22 protein-coding genes are annotated in these 19417 nt (G+C 71.8%); 14 read left to right on the top strand and 8 right to left on the bottom strand.

All coding sequences use genetic code 11. The features are described from left to right. Window positions 1-7: 7 nt before the first annotated feature. The 7 genes from OCS65_RS23960 (at window position 8) to OCS65_RS23930 (ending at window position 5208) form a co-directional block, all read left to right on the top strand. Window positions 8-352, top strand: a complete 345-nt coding sequence (locus OCS65_RS23960) for a cupredoxin domain-containing protein (RefSeq protein WP_043801555.1) — start codon at window positions 8-10, stop codon at window positions 350-352. Next, on the top strand, window positions 349-675 hold the full coding sequence (locus tag OCS65_RS23955) for a cupredoxin domain-containing protein (protein ID WP_006940361.1): 327 nt from the start codon (window positions 349-351) through the stop codon (window positions 673-675). The genes OCS65_RS23960 and OCS65_RS23955 overlap by 4 nt, the downstream gene beginning before the upstream one ends. Before the next feature lie 46 nt (window positions 676-721). Then, window positions 722-1558, top strand: a complete 837-nt coding sequence (locus OCS65_RS23950; RefSeq protein WP_006940359.1) for a hypothetical protein — start codon at window positions 722-724, stop codon at window positions 1556-1558. 69 nt (window positions 1559-1627) lie between these two features. Then, entirely contained in the window at window positions 1628-2122 is a 495-nt protein-coding gene (locus OCS65_RS23945; protein ID WP_006940357.1) for a glutathione peroxidase, read from the top strand. Window positions 2123-2127: 5 nt separating this feature from the next. Continuing rightward, the gene (bluB, locus tag OCS65_RS23940) at window positions 2128-2781 is read left to right on the top strand and encodes a 5,6-dimethylbenzimidazole synthase (RefSeq protein WP_050034634.1); all 654 of its coding nucleotides are present in this window, start codon (window positions 2128-2130) and stop codon (window positions 2779-2781) included. A 30-nt stretch (window positions 2782-2811) separates the two neighbouring features. Further along, on the top strand, window positions 2812-3516 hold the full coding sequence (locus OCS65_RS23935) for a DUF2334 domain-containing protein (RefSeq protein WP_029541421.1): 705 nt from the start codon (window positions 2812-2814) through the stop codon (window positions 3514-3516). Window positions 3517-3564: 48 nt separating this feature from the next. Next, window positions 3565-5208, top strand: coding sequence for an FAD-binding dehydrogenase (locus tag OCS65_RS23930; protein WP_006940350.1), 1644 nt, complete (start codon window positions 3565-3567; stop codon window positions 5206-5208). Between the two features lie 54 nt (window positions 5209-5262). On the opposite strand, the gene OCS65_RS23925 is transcribed toward OCS65_RS23930, so the two are convergent. Together OCS65_RS23925 and OCS65_RS23920 are read right to left on the bottom strand one after the other, a co-directional pair. Further along, window positions 5263-5907 (bottom strand): MBL fold metallo-hydrolase, encoded by a 645-nt coding sequence (locus tag OCS65_RS23925; RefSeq protein WP_006940348.1) that lies wholly within the window; start codon window positions 5905-5907, stop codon window positions 5263-5265. Window positions 5908-6035: 128 nt separating this feature from the next. Beyond that, entirely contained in the window at window positions 6036-6578 is a 543-nt protein-coding gene (locus OCS65_RS23920; RefSeq protein ID WP_029541426.1) for a flavodoxin family protein, read from the bottom strand. Between the two features lie 159 nt (window positions 6579-6737). On the opposite strand from OCS65_RS23920, the gene OCS65_RS23915 reads away from it, so the two are divergent. After that, window positions 6738-8216 (top strand): carboxylesterase/lipase family protein, encoded by a 1479-nt coding sequence (locus OCS65_RS23915; RefSeq protein WP_065922983.1) that lies wholly within the window; start codon window positions 6738-6740, stop codon window positions 8214-8216. 231 nt (window positions 8217-8447) lie between these two features. Further along, the gene (locus OCS65_RS23910) at window positions 8448-8942 is read left to right on the top strand and encodes a hypothetical protein (protein WP_231771966.1); all 495 of its coding nucleotides are present in this window, start codon (window positions 8448-8450) and stop codon (window positions 8940-8942) included. 10 nt (window positions 8943-8952) lie between these two features. On the opposite strand, the gene OCS65_RS23905 is transcribed toward OCS65_RS23910, so the two are convergent. The 3 genes from OCS65_RS23905 to OCS65_RS23895 all read right to left on the bottom strand — a co-directional run bounded on the left by OCS65_RS23905 (window position 8953) and on the right by OCS65_RS23895 (window position 12336). Then, complete coding sequence (locus OCS65_RS23905; RefSeq protein ID WP_006940340.1) at window positions 8953-9669, bottom strand: hypothetical protein; 717 nt, start codon at window positions 9667-9669, stop codon at window positions 8953-8955. Between the two features lie 81 nt (window positions 9670-9750). Beyond that, a complete protein-coding gene (locus tag OCS65_RS23900; RefSeq protein ID WP_263507841.1) occupies window positions 9751-11991 on the bottom strand; it encodes a heavy metal translocating P-type ATPase in 2241 nt (746 codons plus the stop codon). Between the two features lie 27 nt (window positions 11992-12018). Beyond that, a complete protein-coding gene (locus OCS65_RS23895) occupies window positions 12019-12336 on the bottom strand; it encodes a heavy-metal-associated domain-containing protein (RefSeq protein WP_006940337.1) in 318 nt (105 codons plus the stop codon). A gap of 202 nt (window positions 12337-12538) precedes the next feature. Between OCS65_RS23895 and OCS65_RS23890 the strand changes: the two genes are divergently transcribed. The 3 genes from OCS65_RS23890 to purQ all read left to right on the top strand — a co-directional run bounded on the left by OCS65_RS23890 (window position 12539) and on the right by purQ (window position 15954). Continuing rightward, the gene (locus OCS65_RS23890) at window positions 12539-14920 is read left to right on the top strand and encodes a PAS domain-containing hybrid sensor histidine kinase/response regulator (RefSeq protein WP_029541438.1); all 2382 of its coding nucleotides are present in this window, start codon (window positions 12539-12541) and stop codon (window positions 14918-14920) included. 114 nt (window positions 14921-15034) lie between these two features. Then, on the top strand, window positions 15035-15280 hold the full coding sequence (gene purS / locus OCS65_RS23885) for a phosphoribosylformylglycinamidine synthase subunit PurS (protein ID WP_006940332.1): 246 nt from the start codon (window positions 15035-15037) through the stop codon (window positions 15278-15280). Beyond that, complete coding sequence (gene purQ / locus OCS65_RS23880; RefSeq protein WP_006940330.1) at window positions 15277-15954, top strand: phosphoribosylformylglycinamidine synthase subunit PurQ; 678 nt, start codon at window positions 15277-15279, stop codon at window positions 15952-15954. Before purS ends, purQ begins: the two co-directional genes overlap by 4 nt. Here the strand turns inward: purQ and OCS65_RS23875 are convergent. Together OCS65_RS23875 and OCS65_RS23870 are read right to left on the bottom strand one after the other, a co-directional pair. Next, window positions 15921-17042, bottom strand: a complete 1122-nt coding sequence (locus tag OCS65_RS23875) for a sensor histidine kinase (protein WP_006940328.1) — start codon at window positions 17040-17042, stop codon at window positions 15921-15923. The genes purQ and OCS65_RS23875 overlap by 34 nt on opposite strands. Continuing rightward, a complete protein-coding gene (locus OCS65_RS23870) occupies window positions 17039-17734 on the bottom strand; it encodes a response regulator transcription factor (RefSeq protein WP_006940326.1) in 696 nt (231 codons plus the stop codon). The genes OCS65_RS23875 and OCS65_RS23870 overlap by 4 nt, the downstream gene beginning before the upstream one ends. Window positions 17735-17827: 93 nt before the next feature. On the opposite strand from OCS65_RS23870, the gene OCS65_RS23865 reads away from it, so the two are divergent. After that, window positions 17828-18187, top strand: coding sequence for an MmcQ/YjbR family DNA-binding protein (locus OCS65_RS23865; RefSeq protein WP_006940324.1), 360 nt, complete (start codon window positions 17828-17830; stop codon window positions 18185-18187). A 182-nt stretch (window positions 18188-18369) separates the two neighbouring features. Here the strand turns inward: OCS65_RS23865 and OCS65_RS23860 are convergent, their stop codons facing one another. Then, window positions 18370-18609, bottom strand: coding sequence for an SHOCT domain-containing protein (locus tag OCS65_RS23860; RefSeq protein ID WP_029541442.1), 240 nt, complete (start codon window positions 18607-18609; stop codon window positions 18370-18372). A gap of 134 nt (window positions 18610-18743) precedes the next feature. Here OCS65_RS23860 and OCS65_RS23855 point away from each other — a divergent pair, with 134 nt between their 5' ends. Next, window positions 18744-19364 carry a DUF305 domain-containing protein gene (locus OCS65_RS23855; RefSeq protein WP_203329533.1) on the top strand — a complete coding sequence of 207 codons (621 nt, stop codon included), beginning with the start codon at window positions 18744-18746 and terminating at the stop codon, window positions 19362-19364. Window positions 19365-19417: the final 53 nt, after the last annotated feature.

Genomic DNA, 19417 nt, shown 5'->3' with positions numbered 1-19417 from the left:
AATCGCCATGAGAAGGTCCGTCACCCTGCTCGCCGGCCTGCTGACCGCGGCGAGCCTGTCCGCGTGCGGCAGCGCCGGAGGTTCGGCCGAACCGGCCGTCGTCGTGGAGGTGAGGAACATGGCCTACAACCCGGAGTCGGTGACGATCGAGAAGGGGCAGACCGTCGAATGGCGATTCGACGACGGCGGACTGCCGCACGACGTCGTGGGCGAGGGCCCCCTCGAGGGGGAGCTGAAGAGTGAACTCCTCACCGAGGGAACGTATTCCTACACCTTCGACGAAGCCGGCACGTTCACCTATCACTGCACGCCGCACCCGATGATGGTCGGCACCGTGATCGTCCGGGAATGACCCGGCGGCCGGGGTGGGCTGCGGCCCTGCTGCTTCCGCTCGTCACGGCCTGCGGCCCGTCCGAGCGGCCCCCGGACGCGGTGGTGGTCGTCAGCAACGTCCACTTCGCTCCGCCCGACGTGACCGTGCCGGCCGGCGGCACCGTCGAATGGCGGTTCGAGGACGGCGGGGTGCTGCACCAGGTCACGTCGGAGGGGCGGTTCGACAGCGGGATCACCGGGGGAGGCACGTACTCCCACACCTTCGACGAACCGGGAACCTACGAGTACACCTGCTCGGTCCACCGGTACATGACCGGCACCGTCACCGTCACCGAATCCTGAACCAGTCGTCCGAATCCGGAGAACACCGACCCCCTTGGAGGAAGTCATGACAGCAGTACTCACGCACGAGCCGCTGACGACGGACGTGCCGGACATCCGTCCCACCCTGCAGAAGGCCGTGCCGTCGCGCACCCGGGCGGCGCTGATCGCCGCCGCCGGCGTCGCCGGTGCCGGGGCGGCGGCGCTCCTCACGCCGTCGGGACCCGCCGCGACGACCGCCGCGGTCGTGGGTGCCGGCGCCGTCACCGCCCTGGCCGCGAACTGGTCGACGTGCGGCATGTCGGTCGCCGGCGTCGTCGCGGCTCCGAAGCAGCCCGACCGCGCGGGCTCGTCGACGCCGGTGCGCCGGCTCGGCTGGCACGCGCTCGGGTCGGTCGCGACCGGCGCCCCCACCGGTGCGCTCGTCGGCGCGCTCGGTGCGCTCGTCGCCGGATCCGTCCCGGTGACGTGGGCGCTCGTCGCGTGGGGCGTCGTCGCGTTCGCCTACGGTCTGCACGAGCTGGGTCTGGTGACGCTGCCGACGCCGATGCGCCGCCGGCAGCTGCCGCGGCACCTGCGCCGGTCGATGGCCCCGTGGAAGGTCTCGCTGCTCTTCGGCGCCATGATCGGACCCGGCTTCGTGATCTTCATCCGGTCGAGCGCGTACTACCTGCTGGTGCTCGGCGTCGCCGTGGTCGGCTCCCCGGCGCTCGGCGCCGCCCTGTTCACGCTCGTCTCGCTCGGCCGGTGCCTGCCGAGCCTGCTGGCGATCCTGCACACCCGCGGCGGCGGGTCGATGCCGGGCTTCCTGTCGGCGATGTGCGTGGTCGACCGCCGCGTGCAGACGCTGACCGGCGCCGTGCTCGTCGCCCTCGGTGCGTTCGCGGTCGTCGCCGCACTCTGACGTGCCGGTTCGCGGCGGTTTCCGGGCGCACTACCGCACCCGGGACCGCCGCGACTAACGTCGGGCGGCATGACGACTTCTCTGCAGAACATCGGCATCAACACCCTCGGCGGGGTGCCCACCTCCCTCGCCGAGTTCGACGGCCGCGCGGTCCTCGTGGTCAACGTCGCCTCCAAGTGCGGCCTGACCCCGCAGTACACGGCGCTCGAGAAGCTCGCCGTCGAGTACGCGGACCGGGGCCTGACCGTGGTCGGTGTGCCGTGCAACCAGTTCATGGGCCAGGAGCCGGGCACCGCCGAGGAGATCCGGACCTTCTGCTCCACCAACTACGGCGTCACGTTCCCGCTGATGGAGAAGATCGACGTCAACGGCGAGAGCCGGCACCCCCTCTACACCGAGCTCACCCAGCACCCCGACGCGAACGGGGAGGCCGGCGACGTGCAGTGGAACTTCGAGAAGTTCCTCGTCGCGCCGGACGGGAACGTCGTCGCCCGGTTCCGGCCGCGCACCGAGCCCGACGCCCCCGAGGTGATCGCGGCCATCGAAGCCGCGCTGCCCCGCTGACCGCGATGACCGACACCATCGATGCGCGGGCGGCCCTGTACGACGTGATCCGTGCGCGCCGCGACGTCCGCGCGGAGTTCACCGGCGAGCGCGTCGACGAGCAGGTCCTGTGGCGGGTGCTGGGTGCGGCGCACGCCGCGCCCAGCGTCGGCAACACCCAGCCGTGGGACTTCGTGGTGGTCCGCGACCCGCAGCGGCTCGCCGAGTTCGCCGACCACGTCGCCGGATGCCGTCGCGCGTTCGCGGACTCGCTGCCGGAGGAGCGGCGGCGCACCTTCGACCCCATCAAGGTCGAGGGCATCGCCGAGTCCGGCACCGGGATCGTGGTCACCTACGACCCGTCGCGGGGCGGGCAGCACATCCTCGGCCGGCACACGATCGACGACGTGGGCGTGTTCTCGGCGGTGCTGTCGATCCAGAACCTGTGGCTCGCGGCGACCGTCGAAGGACTCGGTGTCGGCTGGGTCTCGTTCTACGACGAGGCGTTCCTCGCCGACTTCGTCGGGGCGCGGACCCCGGTGCGGCCGATCGCGTGGCTGTGCGTCGGCCCCGTGACGCGGTTGCAGGAGGTGCCGGACCTCGAACGGTTCGGGTGGCGGACCGGCCGGCCCCTCGCCGACGCCGTGCATGCCGAAACCCTTCAGGTCCGCGACGCCTGACGTTCACCCGGCCCTGGCACCGTGGAGCCCATGAGCGGCCAGCTGATCGTGTCGGTGTCGGGCATCAGGGACGAAACCCGCCCGGCGGTGGACGACTTCGCCCGGGAGATGGACGCCCGCGGCGTGCCGCTGTCGCTGCTCGTCGCGCCGCGACTGAAGGATCACTACCGGCTGGCGCGCGACCCGCACACCCAGGAGTGGCTGCTCGAGCGTCGCGAGGGCGGCGACGCCATCGTGCTCCACGGCTACGATCAGGCCGCGACCAAGCGGCGGCGCGCCGAGTTCGCGGTCCTGCCCGAACACGAGGCGCGGCTGCGGTTGCTCGCCGCCGACCGGGTGCTCGAGGAGACGGGGCTGCGGACCCGGCTGTTCGCGCCGCCGCGCTGGCTCGCCTCGCCCGGGGCCGTCGCGGCGCTGCCCGCCACCGGTTTCCGGCTCCTGGCCGGCGCCGCCGGAATCCACGACCTCGACCGCGATACCGTCACCCATGCACGGGTGTTCGGCATCGGCGAGGGCGCCAAGGCCGAACCGTGGTGGTGCCGGGCGATGGTCATCGGCGCCGCCCGGGTCGCACGGCGCGGCGGGCTGCTGCGGCTGTCGATCTCCGGCAAGCAACTCGACCGGCCGGGGCCGCGGCAGGCGATGCTCGACGCGATCGACCTCGCCCTGCACCTCGAGGCGCAGCCCTCCGTCTACCGCTGGCCGCCGCGCCTGCGCACACTCGGCGCGGCCTGAGCCCGAAGATCCGCCCACACGAACCTACCCTGCAGTAGGTTGGCGGGCATGGACGCAGACGTGATCGTGGTGGGCGCCGGCCTGGCCGGGCTCGTCGCCACGGCCGAACTCATCGACGCCGGGCGCACCGTGGTGCTCGTCGACCAGGAGAACTCGCACAACCTCGGGGGACAAGCCTTCTGGTCGTTCGGCGGGCTGTTCTTCGTGGATTCCCCCGAGCAGCGCCGGCTCGGCATCCGCGACTCGTACGACCTGGCCCTGCAGGACTGGATGGGCAGCGCCGCCTTCGACCGGGAGGACGAGGACTATTGGCCGCGCCGCTGGGCGCAGGCCTACGTCGAGTTCGCGGCCGGAGAAAAGCACGCGTGGCTGAAGGAACGCGGGCTGAAGCTGTTCCCCATGGTCGGCTGGGCCGAACGCGGCGGCTACGACGCCGGCGGTCACGGCAACTCCGTGCCGCGCTTCCACATCACGTGGGGCACCGGACCGGCCCTCGTCGAGATCTTCGCCCGCAGGGTGCTCGACGGCGTCGAGCGCGGCCGGGTGATCCTGCGGAACCGGCACCGCGTCGACGACCTCGTCGTCACCGGCAACGCCGTCACCGGGGTGCGCGGAACTGTGCTCGAGCCGTCGTCGGCGGCGCGGGGCGTGGCGTCGTCGCGCGTGGCGACCGGCGAGTTCGAACTCTCGGCCGGCGCGGTGATCGTCACGTCGGGCGGCATCGGCGGCAACTACGACCTGGTGAAGAAGAACTGGCCGAAGCGGCTGGGAGACCCGCCGAAGCACATGCTCACCGGCGTGCCGGCGCACGTCGACGGGCGGATGCTCGAGATCACCGAACGCGCCGGCGGGCGCGTCGTCAACCGCGACCGGATGTGGCACTACACCGAGGGCATCACCAACTACGACCCCGTCTGGCCCAACCACGGCATCCGCATCCTGCCCGGCCCGTCGTCGCTGTGGCTCGACGCCACCGGCAAGCGACTGCCGGTGCCGCTGTTCCCGGGCTTCGACACCCTCGGCACGCTCGAGCACATCGTGCGCAGCGGCCACGACCACACCTGGTTCGTGCTCGACCAGAAGATCATCGAGAAGGAGTTCGCGCTCTCCGGCCAGGAACAGAACCCGGACCTGACCGGACGCGACATCCGCAAGGTGCTGCAGCGGGTCAAGCCCGGCGCACCCGGACCGGTGGAGGCGTTCAAGCGCCGCGGCGTCGACTTCGTCGTCCGCGACACCCTCGCCGAACTGGTGGCAGGAATGAACGAGATCACCCCGGATGCGCCGCTGGACTACGCGACGGTCAAGCAGGTCGTCGAGTCCCGCGATCGCGAGATCGCGAACAAGTACACCAAGGATCTGCAGGTCGCGGCGATGCGCGCGGCCCGCGCCTACCTGCCGGACCGGATCACCCGCATCGCCGCCCCCCACCGGCTGCTCGATCCCAAGGCCGGACCGCTGATCGCGGTCAAGCTGCACCTGCTGACGCGCAAGACGTTGGGCGGTCTCGAAACCGACCTGTCGGGCCGGGTGCTGAAGGCCGACGGCTCGGTGTTCGAGGGCCTGTTCGCCGCCGGTGAGGTCGCCGGATTCGGCGGCGGCGGGGTACACGGCTACCGCTCGCTCGAGGGCACGTTCCTCGGCGGCTGCATCTTCTCCGGCCGCGCCGCCGGGAGGGCCGCAGGCCGCTGACGCGGCCGGTGCGTCCTTTGGGCGGCTACTGCAGCCCAAAGGACGCACCGGCGGTTACGCCTCGACCGAATCCTCGGCGGGCAGCACCCGGAACTCGGTGCCCTCCGGCGCCATCTCGGAGTAACGGCCGTAGAAGATGCCGGTGGCCTGCTCCGCGACGATGCCCTGGTGGATCGGCACGGCCACCCGCGGATTGACCGCGCGCAGATAGTCCACCGACTCCCAGATCTTCAGCCACGGTGCCGCGGCGGGCAGCGCGAGCACGTCGACCTCTTCGTTCGGGATGTACAGCGAATCGCCCGGATGCAGCAGCCGCGCCGGGTTCTCGGCGTCGCCGAGCAGATAGGCGGTGTTGTCGATGACCGGCAGTTCCGGGTGGATGACGGCGTGCCGGCCTCCGGTGCCGCGCACGCGCACGTCACCGACGGTGAATGCGTCGCCCGGGAGCACGGCCTTCCAGCCGCCGCCCAGCTGAGCGGCGGTCTGCGGGTCCGCGTACAGGGCGGCCCCCGGGTTGGCCTCCACCAGCGCCGGCAGTCGCGCCGGGTCGGCGTGGTCCGGGTGCTGATGGGTGACCAGGATCGCGTCGAGCCCCGTGATGCCCTCGAAGCCGTGCGAGAAATTCCCCGGGTCGAACAGGATCGTCGCGCCCAGGTGCTCCACGAGCAGGCAGGAATGTCCGAAGTGGGTCAGTCGCATGCACCCGAGTATGGACCGTCGCGTGCCGCGGCGCGCCGAGCGATCTCGCGTCCGGGTTGCGCCGAGCGAATGTATCGTTCCGTCGGCCTACGGAGATGAGCGATACATTCGCTCGGCCCGCGGGCGGGTCAGCGCAGCTCCTCGGACCCGCTCGCTGCCTGCTGGGCGAGCGAGCGGCCCCACTGCTCGGCCCGATCCTCCTCGCCGGGCTCGAGCTTCGACTGCTTGTCGACGAGGAAGCTCTCCGGATCGGCGACGAGCTCGAACCCGTGCTTGCGCAGCTTCTTGGCGATGCCCTTGCCGGCGCGCCCGGTCAGGACGGCCGCCATGTCGATGCGCGTGTCGAACGATGCGGCCTTCCCGCCGCCGGCCGGCAGCGAATCGAGCCACTCGCGGACGCCCTCGCTCTCGGCGTCCGGCTCGAGCGTCAGCCCGCTGTCGGGTTTCTCGGCCTGCTCGACCGCGCCGTGGCGCGTCGACTCCCGGCTCATGCCGTGCGCATGCGTCGGGCCGCCGACGACCACCAGGTCGTATTCGGACAGGTTCTCCTCATGCGCCTGCGTCACGGGGACCGTGCGCACCGCGTCCGCCGGTCCCAGCCCGCGCGCGACGGCTTCCGCCACGTGACGGGTGTTCCCGAACATCGATTCGTACACCACCAGTGCTCGCATGCCGCGCCTCCTCGGCTGGGCGGAAAGTCGACGACCGTCCAACTCAGCATAGGAGCCGTCGGACCGAGCGAATGTGACTTTCCGTCGGCCTACGGAGATCAGCGATACATTCGCTCGGGTGGGTGGCGTTGTGAGGAGCTGCGAGGAGAGGATCGGGGCATGACGGATACGGTGCAGACGACCGGGGGAACGGTTCGGGGCACGCCGACCGACGGAGTGTGGGCCTTTCTGGGCATTCCGTACGCGGCCGCCCCGGTGGGGGCGGTGCGGTTCGCGGCCCCGGGCCCGGCGCCGCGTTGGGACGGTGTCCGCGACGCCACCGCGCCCGGCCCCACCTGCCCTCAGGCGCCGTACGCCGCTCCGGCGGCCGCATTGCTCGGCAACGTCATCGCACCCGGCGACGAGTGCCTGAATCTGTCCGTGTGGACACCCGATCCGGGCGCCTCCGGGTTGCCGGTGATGGTGTGGATCCACGGTGGCGCGTTCACCCGCGGCTCGAACCGGATCGACAGTTACGACGGACGCGCCTTCGCGCGCGACGGTGTGGTGCTGGTCGGCATCAACTACCGGCTCGGCGTCACCGGGTTCCTGTCGCTCGACGGCGCGCCGGACAATCGTGGCCTGCTGGATCAGCTCGCCGCGCTGCGCTGGGTGCAGGACAACATCCGGGCCTTCGGCGGCAACCCGGACAACGTGACGGTGTTCGGCGAGTCGGCGGGCGGGATGAGCGTGGCCACGTTGCTGGCCTCGCCCGCCGCGAGCGGACTGTTCCACCGCGCCGTCGTGCAGAGCGGCAACGCCACGGCCGCCTCGGACCTCGAGGACGCGCGCCGGGTGGGGGCTGTCCTCGCCGACCGCCTGGGTGTGCCGGCCACGGCCGAGGCGTTCGGGGCCCTCGCCCCGGACGTCCTGCAGGCGGCCCAGGACGCTCTCGGGCTCGACCTCGCCCAGAATCCGGACCCGGCCCGGTGGGGCGGGTCGGTGGTGCAGCGCGGCTTGGGCGTGATGAGCATGTTCCCGACGATCGACGGGGAGATTCTGCCGTCGTTGCCGATCGACGCGATCGCCGCCGGAGCGGGCACGGGTGTGCCGGTGCTGGCCGGCACGACCACGGACGAGTTCCGCTTCTTCCTGGTGCCGACCGGTATCGCCGCGGCGATCACCGACGACAACCTGCCGTTCGTCCTGCAGCGGTACGGGATCGATCCCGCGCTCGCCGACCTGTACGCGGCCCACCGGCCGGGCGCGACTCCCGGCGACGTGCTCGCCGCCGTCCTCACCGATTACGCCTTCCGGTCGGGCACGGTCACCCTGGCCGACGCGGTCGCCCGCCGCGGTGGCACGGCGTGGTTGTACGAGTTCGCCTGGCCGAGCCCGGTGCAGGATCTGCGGGCGTGCCATGCCCTCGAGATCGCGTTCGTCTTCGACCGCCTCGACGTCTCCCACCGGCTCACCGGCGATCGGCCCCCGCAGGCCCTCGCCGACGAGATGCACCGCGCCTGGGTGCAGTTCGCGACCACGGGAGGTCCGGGATGGGCGCCGATCGGTGCCTCGCGGCCGGTCCGGGTGTTCGGCGGTGAGGGTGATCCGGTGGTGGCCGATCCGCGCGCCGACGAGCTGGCGTGCTGGATCGGGTGACGTCGCAGCGGAATCCGTGACGGCAGCGCCCGCGGCGGGTAGGGCGGCCGCACGGTATCCCGGTGCCCGGAGGCGTCGCCCTCCGGGCCTTCGTCGAGTGCACCGGGCTGTGATGATGCATCGTTTCACCGAGCCGACTCCGATCGGTGCCCGGGTCGGTAACGACGGGAACACTGCTGCGCCCTCGGGTCCGCTCGCTCGGGTGCCGGCCGGTCGGCGAGGGTGGCGGGCGTGAGGATCTGGATGCTCGTCGACCTCGAACCCGGCTACGAACGGCTGCACGTCGGGGACACGATCGAGGGCACGACCGAGTGGTGCCTGCCGCACATGCTGCCGCCGGAACTGATCAGCCGGAACCTGCCCGCTCACGTCGAGCGGGTCCCGGCGAGCACGCCGGGTGGGTTCGACCGGGTCGCGCACCTCGGCGACGGGGTGTCGGCGCTGCTCCCGCCCGGATATCCGGAGGACGGGCGGGACACGGTCTCCGGCTGCCTGCTCTACGACCGCTACCTCGGTGTGTTCCACCGCACGGTGCCGACCGCGCGGGGCCGGATCGTGCGCCGGGGCTGGATCACCCAGCTCGCGAATCGCACGCCGACCCGGTATCCGGGCTGGTATTCGGTGCACCCGTCCGGGCCGCCGACGCTGTGGGAGGGCGGTGGCCGCATCCCGGCGGAGCGGACCGTCACGTGGGACTGTGTCCTCCTCGACACGCAGGGGTGCTGAGCGGCCGGTGCTACGGCTCCGGGCCGGCGACGATCTGCTCGACCCGATCGTGGAAGATCCGCCAGCGCCGCTCGTTCTCGTGCGTCAGCACCGCGCTCTGCGCCGCGAGATCGGCGGCGTGGTCGATCATTTCCGCGGCCGAGAAGACGTAACGTGGCGCGATGCGGTCCCCGGCGAGGTCCGCGCGCAGGGCGGCTGCGGTGAAGTCGATGCGTCCCAGGATCGCGACCGCCCGGTCGAGGTTGCGGGCGACGAGTTGGGCCGTCGTCGCGCACTGCCAGTCGTTGGTGACGATGCGGTGCCGTTCGGCGAGCAGGTCCGCCAGGCCCGGGTAGGCCAGCAGCGCCTCGAGCACGTCCCAGGCGGTCGCCATGGCGTCGGCGAGCCACTGCCCGGTCGTCCGGTTCGCCTCGGCGAGCGCCCCGAGGTCGGCCTTCAGTCTGGTGATCTCGGCGGGTTCGTCGCCGCTCTCCATGAACAGGATGCCGAGCGTCTCGGTGGCCCGATCGTCGTTGAGGTCGGGCGCGCCGGCGAACGGGCTCGGCGACGTCCGTTCGAGTGGTGCGACGACCGACCACCGCTCGGCGAGCGCCTTCAGGGCACGTGAGCTGCGGTGCAGCCGGATCACGTCGTGGAACGGCGATTCGGAATAGAACTTCTCGTGCTCGCGGTGGAACCGGGCGAGGTTACGCACCGTGAGCAGCAGCTGGTCCCGCTCCGCCTCCATGGCACGAGCGTGACACAGCACGACGACGCGCTGCCGGCGAATCGGAGACCTTCCGCCGGCAGCGCGTCGTGGGTGCGGGCCTCAGCGGGGGCTGAACCGCCGCAGCCGCAGGCTGTTGCTGACCACGAACACCGAGCTGAACGCCATCGCCGCGCCGGCGATCAGCGGGTTGAGCAACCCGAGCGCCGCGAGCGGCAGGGCCGCGACGTTGTAGGCGAACGCCCAGAACAGGTTGCCCTTGATGGTGCGCAGGGTGGCGCGGGCGAGCCGGATCGCGTCGGGAGCGGCCCGCAGGTCGCCGCGCACGAGCGTCAGGTCGGAGGCCTCGATCGCGACGTCGGTGCCGGTGCCCATCGCCAGTCCGAGGTCTGCCTGGGCGAGGGCGGCCGCGTCGTTGACGCCGTCGCCGATCATGGCGACGACCCGGCCCTCGTCCTGCAGCCTCTTGACCACGTCGACCTTGTCGGCGGGCAGGACCTCGGCGATGACCTCGTCGATGCCGACCTGCTTCGCGACGGTCTCGGCGGCGCTGCGGTTGTCGCCGGTGAGCAGCACCGGCCGCAGGCCGAGTTCGCGCAGATCGGCGATCGCCGACGCGGAGGTGTCCTTGATGGTGTCCGAGACGACAACGATCGCCCGGATGCGCCCGTCCCAGGCGATCCACACCGGTGTGCGGCCCTCGGCCTCGGCGGCCCCGGCGCTCCGTCGCAGCGATTCGGGCGCGGTCAGCGACCACTCGTCGCGCAGCCAGGACAGCCGGCCCGCGAGCACGGCGTGTCCGTCGACGACACCGGAAACCCCTCGTCCACCGTGGTTTTCGAAGCTTTCCACCGGCGAGAGAGCCCCGGTGCCCGCGGCCCGGTCGGCGACGGCGCGCCCGATGGGGTGCTCGGAGGCGTGCTCGAGCGACCCCGCCAGGTGCAGCGCCTCGTCCTCGGAGTCGCCGTCCGCCGCGTGCACCGCGGCCACGGCCATGCGGCCGGTGGTGACGGTGCCCGTCTTGTCGAGCACGACGGTGTCGACGCGGCGGGTGGATTCGAGGATCTGCGGTCCCTTGATCAGGATGCCGAGCTGGGCGCCGCGGCCGGTGCCGACGAGCAGTGCGGTCGGGGTCGCGAGGCCCAGCGCGCAGGGGCAGGCGATGATCAGTACTGCGACGGCAGCGGTGAACGCCGCGGTCACCGAGTTGCCCGTGAGGAGCCAGCCGGCGAGGGTGAGTAGCGACAGCCCGATGACGATCGGGACGAACACCGCCGACACCCGGTCTGCGAGCCGCTGCACCTCGGCCTTGCCGTTCTGCGCCTCTGTCACCAGCCGCGCCATCTGAGCGAGCTGGGTGTCGGCGCCGACGCGGGTCGCGCGGACCACGAGCCGGCCGCCAGCGTTGACGGTCGCGCCGACGACGGGGTCCGCGGGCCCGACCTCGACGGGCACGGGTTCGCCGGTGAGCATCGACGCGTCGACGGCGGAGGTGCCGGAGACGACGACGCCGTCGGTGGCGATCTTCTCGCCGGGACGCACGACGAACCGGTCGCCGACGGTGAGCCGGCCGATCGGGATCCGGGTTTCGGTGTCACCGTCGCCCAGCACGGCGACGTCCTTGGCGCCCATGTCGAGCAGTGCCCGCAGGGCCGCGCCCGACTGCCGCTTGGCGCGGGCCTCGAAATAGCGCCCCGCGAGAATGAAGGTGGTGACGGCGGCGGCGACCTCGAGATAGATGTGCGGCTCGGAGCTTCCGGTGGGGAGCAGGTCGAACGTCATCCGCATCCCGGTCATGCCGGCGTGGGTGAAGAACAACGCCCACAGCGACCAGAGGTACGCGGCCGTGACGCCGACGGAGATGAGGGTGTCCATCGTGGCGGCGCCGTGGCGGGCGTTGGTCCAGGCGGCGCGGTGGAACGGCAGTGCCCCCCACACCACGACGGGGGAGGCGAGGGTCAGGGTCAGCCACTGCCAGTTGTCGAACTGCAGCGCCGGGATCATCGACAGCAGTACCACCGGCACGGTGAGGACCGCGGAGACGGTCAGGCGCTGACGCCAGGCGGCGGCCTCGTCCGGTTCGGGGGCGGCCTCGGTGGCCTCCTCGGCCCGGGGCGGGGCGGGGAGCGCGGCGGTGTAGCCGGTCGCCTCGACCGTCGCGACGAGGTCGTCGGGGGCGACCCCGTGCGCATAGGTGACCTTCGCCTTCTCCGTCGCGTAGTTGACGGTGGCGGTCACGCCGTCCATCCGGTTGAGCTTCTTCTCGATGCGCGCCGCGCAGGAGGCGCAGGTCATGCCGCCGATCGAGAGTTCTACCTCGTGCACCATCTCACCCGTGGTCATGGGCGGGTCCCTTCTCGGGTCGGCGGGTCACTGCGGGGCGAGGCGGTAGTCGCCGGCCTCGTCGAGCGCGGTGGCGACGGCCTCGTCGTCGATTCCGTCGACGCTGGTCACCGTGACGGTGGAGACGCCGCCCGCGACCAGTTCGACGTGTACGTCCTCGACGCCGGGCAGGGCGCGCAGTTCCTCGGTGACGGCGCCGGCGCAGTGGCCGCAGGTCATGCCGACGACGGGGAAGGCCTGGGTGTTCATTCGGGGGTCCTCACTGCTCGGTCCGGTCGGTTCGGTGGGGTGGCTGCCGCAGCGGCAGCCGCTGGCCGTGTCGGTCAGGGGCAGGAGCCGGGTCATCGCGATTCTCCTCTGCGTGGGTGCACCCCATTTATACCCCCTAGGGGTATTGAACCGCCAGGGCGGGACGTGCTCTTCATCGAATCTTCAGGAATGCCGCGTGCCGTCGGGGCGGGACAAGGCCCGGAAAGCGGCGGGCCGGCCCGCCTTATCCTGAGAACCTCCGACAGGACCGACGGCAAGGATGTGAGGCGACACCGAGGTGAACGACGAGACTTCGGCCCGCGCCCTGTTCCCGGAATCGGATCCCACCGCGACCGCCCACCGCGCCGCCGACTGGGCGTCGACCGCGCTGGGGCCGATCGACACCTGGCCTCCCGAACTGACGGCGGCCGTGCGGACCGTCGTTCCGTCGCGGGTGCCCATGCTGCTGTGCTGGGGCCCCGAACTGGTGCAGATCTTCAACGACGCCTTCCGGCCCCTCCTCGGCGAGAAGTTTCCGGCGGCGGTCGCCCAGCGGGCCTCCGAGTGCTGGGGCGAGATCTGGGACTTCGTCGGCGCCCTCTTCGCCCAGGCGCAACGCGGGGAGCCGACCCTGTCGGAGCGGATGCAGTTGTTCATGCACCGATTCGGCTACACGGAAGAGACGTACTGGACGTTCTCCTACAGCCCCGTCCGGGCCGCCGACGGCACCGTCGCGGGCATCTTCGTCGCCACCACGGACGTCACCGAGCAGGTGCTCGCCGAGCGCCGGGCCGCCGTCCTGCGGGAACTCGGCCAGCTCTCGATGACGGAGACCGATACCGCCGACGATGCCTGCCGGGCTGCGCTCGGCCTGCTCGCCGGCCACGAGGACGATCTGCCGTTCGGCAGTGCCCACCTGTGCCGCGACGAGGTGACGGTGACGGTCGCCGAGTTCGGCACCGCTCCCGGCGCCGCGTCGGACCTGCCGGAGGTGATCGCCCGGGTCGCCGAGTCCGGCAAGGCCGAGACCGTCGCGGACCTCGGCCGCGACGGCGACACCGCGGTGGTCCTGCCGCTCCCGGTCTCCGCTGGTGGCCCGGCCGGCTCCCTCGTGCTCGGCATCAGCCGGTTCCGCGAGCTGAACGAGCAGTACCGGGTGTTCCTCGATATGGTCGCGGTCCGCGTGTCCACGGCTCTGTCCGATGCGCAGGCCTACGAGGCCGAACGCCGGCGGGCGGCCGAACTCGCCGAGCTCGACGCCGCCAAGAGCCGGTTCTTCGAGAACGTCAGCCACGAGTTCCGCACCCCGCTGACGCTGCTCCTCGGGCCGCTGCAGACCCTGCTCGACGAGCACGCCGCCGCGCTGCCACCCGCCCAGGTCGACGCCGTCGCGGCGGCGCGGCGGGCCGCCCTGCGCCTGCAGCGGCTCGTCGACATGCTGCTCGACGTTGCGCGTGGGGACGCCGGCCGGCTCGACGCCCACACCGAGCCCACCGACATCGTCGCGGTGACGCGCGAGGCCGCCGAACTGTTCCGCGACGCCGCGGACCGCGCGGGGCTCGCGCTCCTCGTCGACGTCGACAATGTGCCGACCCGGTACGTGGCGACCGACCGGGCGATGTGGACGCACATCGTGCTGAACCTGCTGTCCAACGCGATGAAGTTCACGCCGGAGGGATCGGTCGCCGTGTCCCTGCGGGGTGACGGGGCGAACCTGGTGCTGCGTGTCGCCGACACCGGCACAGGCATCGCGGAGGCCGAGCGGGGCAAGATCTTCGACCGCTTCTACCAGATCGGCGACCGGTCCGGCCGCAGCCGCGAGGGCTCGGGCATCGGGCTGTCTCTTGTCGCGCAATTCGTTGCCGCCCTGGGTGGTTCGGTGTCCGTCGACGCCGTCGCCCCGCACGGCTCGGTGTTCACGGTGACGGTGCCCGCGGTGCCGAGCGCGCAGCCGGCACCACGCGCCGCGGACGACGTCGTGGCGTCCGCCGGCGCGGCGTATCTGGGGGAGGCCGAGGCGTGGCGGCCCGTCGCGACCCCCGGCGCCGGACCGCGCGAGGGGCAACCGCGCCTGCTCCTCGTCGAGGACAACGCGGACATGCGTGACCATCTCGTCGACCTGCTCGCCGCGCAGGGTTGGCACGTCGACGTCACCGCCGACGCCGAGTCCGCGCTCGAGCGGATCCGGACGGAGGTTCCCGACCTGCTCCTCAGCGACGTCATGCTGCCCGGACGTAGCGGGTTGTCGCTGCTGCAGGACGTGCGGGGCGACGAACGGCTGGTGCGGCTGCCGGTGATCCTGCTCACGGCCCGGGCCGGATCGGAGTCCGCCGTCGAGGGGCTGCGGGCCGGTGCCGACGACTACGTCGTCAAGCCGTTCCATCCCAGCGAGCTGATCGCCCGGGTCCGCGTGCACCTGGAGATGTCGCGGCTGCGGGAGGCGTTGCTCGCCGCCGGCGAGCGCGAGGCCGCCTCGCTCCGGACCGCCTTGGACACACGGAGTGTCACGAGCCGGGCCGTGGGCCTGCTCATGGCAGCGCACCGGGTCGACGCGGACACCGCGTTCGCGCAGCTGTCGGCGATGTCGCAGGCGACGAACGTCAAGGTCCGCACCCTCGCGGCCGAGATCGTCGAGAACTTCACGGCGTCGCTCGCCGAGCCGGGGCCGCCACAGCCGTGACGGGGCCGCCGGCGTCGGGCCCTGCCGATTCCGGACCGGCTCGGGTCGGCCGGTAAACTGCGGGCTGTCCGGTGTCCGTCCCCGGGCGCCAGCACTACTACCGAGGAGCAGCACGTGGCTCGTGTCGTCGTCGAAGTCATGCCCAAGGCCGAGATTCTCGATCCTCAGGGCCAGGCCATTGTCGGGGCGCTGTCGCGACTGGGCTTCGCGGGCGTGTCCGACGTCCGTCAGGGAAAGCGCTTCGAGCTCGAGGTCGACGGCAGCGTCGACGACGCCGAGGTCGAGAAGATCGCCGAGGCTCTGCTCGCCAACACGGTCATCGAGGACTGGACCGTGCGGCGGATCGACGGTGACGCATGAGTGCCCGCGTCGGAGTCATCACCTTCCCGGGCACGCTCGACGACATCGATGCGGCCCGCGCCGTCGAACTCGCCGGCGGTGAGGCCGTCAGCCTCTGGCACGGCGACGCCGACCTGAGGGGAGTCGACGCGGTCATCGTGCCGGGTGGCTTCTCCTACGGCGACTACCTGCGCTGCGGCGCCATCGCGCGGTTCGCCCCGGTCATGGGCAAGGTCGTCGAGGCCGCTCGGGGCGGGATGCCGGTGCTCGGCATCTGCAACGGCTTCCAGGTGCTGTGCGAGGCGGGTCTGCTGCCGGGGGCCCTCACCCGCAACGAGGGCCTGCACTTCATCTGCCGCGACCAGTGGCTGAAGGTGGAGTCGAACACCACCGCGTGGACCACCCGCTACGAGGCCGGGGCCGAGATCCTGGTGCCCCTCAAGTCGGGTGAGGGCCGGTTCCAGGCCTCGGAGAAGGTGCTGGACGAACTCGAGGGTGAGGGCCGCGTGGTGTTCCGCTACGCCGGCGACAACCCGAACGGCTCCCAGCGCGGCATCGCGGGCATCTCGTCGGCGAACGGCCGCGTCGTCGGCCTGATGCCGCACCCCGAGCACGCCACCGAAGCGCTCACCGGTCCCAGCGACGACGGGCTCGGCATGTTCTACAGCGTTCTCGACGCGGTCGTCTCCGCCTGATTCCCGTTCGTGGGCAGGGTCAGGTCGAAGCGGGCACCGCGCCCCGGCCCGTCGCTCGCGGCCGTGAGATTGCCGCCGTGGGCGCGGGCGAGACTGCGCGCGATGGTCAGGCCCAGGCCGCTGCCGCCGGGGCTGCGGGCCGGATCGATCCGGTGGAACCGCTCGAACACCGCGTCGAGCTGATCCGCGGGGATGCCGTCGCCCGTGTCGCGGACCCGCACCCGCACGGCCGCCCGGTCCGCGCGCTCGCACGTGACGACCACCCGGCCCCCGGCCGGCGTGTGACGCAGGGCGTTCTCGAGCAGGTTCGCCAGGATCTGCGCCACTCGCTGCGAATCGAACCGGACCGGCGGCAGCGCCTCGGGCAGCTCCGTCCCGAGCCCGACCTGCTTGTCGGCGAACCGCGGTGCCGCGGCCGAGACCGATGCCGTCACCGCCGCGGCGAGGTCGCCCTCCTCGGGGTGCAGGGCGAGCGCGTGCTCGTCCGCCGCGGAGAGGTCGGACAGGTCCGACACGAGACGCCGCAGCCGGTCGAGCTGGTGGTGCATCACCTGCCACGAGGTGGCGTCGGCGGGCAGTACGTCGTCCTCGATGCCCTCGAGGTAGGCCTCGAGCGTGGCCACGGGTGTGCGCAGTTCGTGGGCGAGATCGTCGAGCAGCCGGCGTCGTGAGAGCTCCGTGCTGTGCAGGCGGCCCGCCATGTCGGCGAAGGCGTTCTCGAGCCGGGCGAAGTCCGCGTCGCCGGACCGGGTGATCGGCACGTCGTAGCGGCCGCGGGCGACGTGGCCCGCGGCCTCCACCAGCCGGCCCACCGGCGCGGTGATGCGGCGCACCAGGACCACGGACGTGATCGCCGCGGCACCGAGCGCGACGGCTGCCCCGGCGGCGAGCGCGACCGCCCCGGCCTGCGCGAACGCCTCCTCGGTGTGAAGGCGGACCTGCGTGTCCTCCACGCCCGCGTGGGCGAGGTGGTAGTGGAACAGCGGGGCGGCCACCAGCGTCGCGACGACGGTGAGCGTCGCGGCCCCGACGAACAGCACGAGCAGTTGCGCGATCAGCAGCCGCCCGCGCAGTCCCAGCCGGTTCACCGCGCGGCCTCCATCGCATACCCGACCCCGCGCACGGTCCGGACGAAGCGCGGGGCGGCGGCATCGTCGCCGAGCTTGCGGCGCAGGGCGCGGATGTGGACGTCGACGATGTGCTCGTCGCCGAACCAGTTCGGCCCCCACACCTCGTCGATGATCTGCCGGCGTGAGAGCGCCGCCGAAGGTCGATCCGAAAGTGCCAGCAGCACATCGAATTCCGTGCGTGTCAGCTCCACCGGCGCGTCGTCGACCGAGACGGTGCGCGACACCGGATCGACGACGAGCCCGCCGATCCGGCGCGGTGCCTCCGCCGCGGTGCCACTGCGGGGCCGGCGCAGCATGGCACGCACCCGGGCGACGAGCTCCCGTGGCCCGAAAGGCTTCACGACGTAGTCGTCGGCGCCCACCGACAGGCCGATCACCTTGTCCACCTCGTCGCCACGGGCGGTGAGCATGAGCACGTACGCGTCCGAGAAGGTCCGCAGCTGCCGGCACACCTCGATGCCGTCGAATCCCGGCAGCATCAGGTCGAGCACCACGAGCACCGGGTCCGTCTGCCGAGCCAGCGCGACGGCCGTCGGTCCGTCGTAGGCGAGCGCGACCTCGAAGCCCTCCCGTTCGAGATAGCTGGCCACCACCTTCGCCAGGGCGGCTTCGTCGTCGACTACGAGGATGCGGGGGCCGGGGGTGTGCACGCGGCCAGGGTACCCAGCACTCGCGGCCGTCCGTTCCCTGTCGCGGGTCGGGTGTACAACTGGGTGGCCCTGTCCGCCGACCGAGGAGATCCCATGCCCAGCGCGGACAGTGTGCGCGCGATGATGCTGGCGCTGCCCGAGGCACGTGAAGTGGTGGTGGACAGCTGGGGTGACCAACCCACGTACCGGGTGCGGAACAAGATGTTCGGCCTCCTGGGTTACGGTGCGGCCACGGTCTGCCTCAAAGCCACCGTGGACACCCAGGCGGCCCTGCTCCACGAGGATCCGGACGTGTTCCGCGCGGCCCCGTTCTTCGGGCGCTACGGCTGGATCGACGTGGTTTTCGCCGCGGTCGACACGGTCGAGTTGGCGGAACTGATCGAGGATGCGTGGCGGCTGACCGCGCCGAAGCGGGTCGTCGCGGCGTTCGATGCCCGCCGGGAACATCGCTGACGAGCGAGTGCCGCAGGGTGCCGACCATGCCTCGGGTGACCATGCCGCGGGGGACGAGGGCCGGGCGCCCCCGGCTGCCCGCCACTCGGGTTGCGGCAGAGAATTGTTCGGCGACCCGTCGACGACGGATCGGATCGCGGTGACCCCGTGAACGTGCTGCATCGCGTATCGAGCAGGCGGATCTATCGACGCGTCCGTCGTCGGGGCCGCGCGTCCAGTTCGTCGCGCAGAGTCCGGTAGGTTGCGACGTCGATCTCGCCGGAGGCGAGCCGCCGGTCCAGGATCCGGCGGGCGTCGTCGCCGGGATCCGGTGGCGCCGCCGCCCGGACCACCGCCCACACCACCACCCCGGCGAGCAACAGCCAGAACACACCCATTGCGAGGGCGGCGGCCCAGCCTGCGCCGCCGTACCAACCCATCATCGCGCACCTCCTACGACGAGTGTGCGCGCCGCCGCGTGTGGGCGGGCGTTGCGGCCGATGAAGTTTCGATGAAGGACCGGCCGGGGCGGGGCTGCGGCCCCGGACTCGGCCGATACGGCGGGTACCGTCGAATCATGTTGTGGAACAAGAGAGTAGTAGCGGCAGCGGCGGCGGTTCCGCTCGCCCTGGTGATCGTGGCGTGTGGCAGCGACGAGCCGCAGCAGCAGTCGGGGACGGCGACTCCGGGCACGTCCCAGACCTCGGTGCCGGCCGGGCAGGCGCAGTTCGTCGACGCGGACGTCGAGTTCCTGCAGGAGATGTATCCCCATCACGCGCAGGCCGTGCAGATGGCCCAGGCCGTGCCCGAACGCAGCGAGGATCCGCAGCTCATCGACCTCGCCGCCCGCATCGAGGCCGCGCAGGAACCCGAGATGGAGCAGATGGTGTCGCTGCTCGACAGCTGGGGGCAGGAGGCGCCGGACGAGGACGGGATGGGTCACGGCGGCATGGGCATGCCCGGCGGGATGCCGGGAATGATGTCCGACGACGAGTGGGACTCCATGATGGGGGCCCGCGGCATGGACTTCGACCGCATGTGGCTGACCATGATGATCGTCCACCACGAGGGCGCGATCGAGATGTCGCAGACCGAGCTGGCCGAGGGCGTGAACCCGGAGGCGCGGCAACTCGCCGAGTCGATCATCGCGACGCAGCAGGCGGAGATCGACGAGATGCGCGCCATGCTCGAGCGGTAGTCGGTGCCGTGACCGGATCGTGACCGTCCCACCCCTTCCATTTATACCCCCAG

It is taken from the genome of Rhodococcus aetherivorans (assembly GCF_025722975.1).
In the GTDB taxonomy this organism is placed as follows: domain Bacteria; phylum Actinomycetota; class Actinomycetes; order Mycobacteriales; family Mycobacteriaceae; genus Rhodococcus; species Rhodococcus aetherivorans.
The sequence above is the reverse complement of the archived record's forward strand: the minus strand, read 5'-3'. Positions and strand labels throughout refer to the sequence as shown.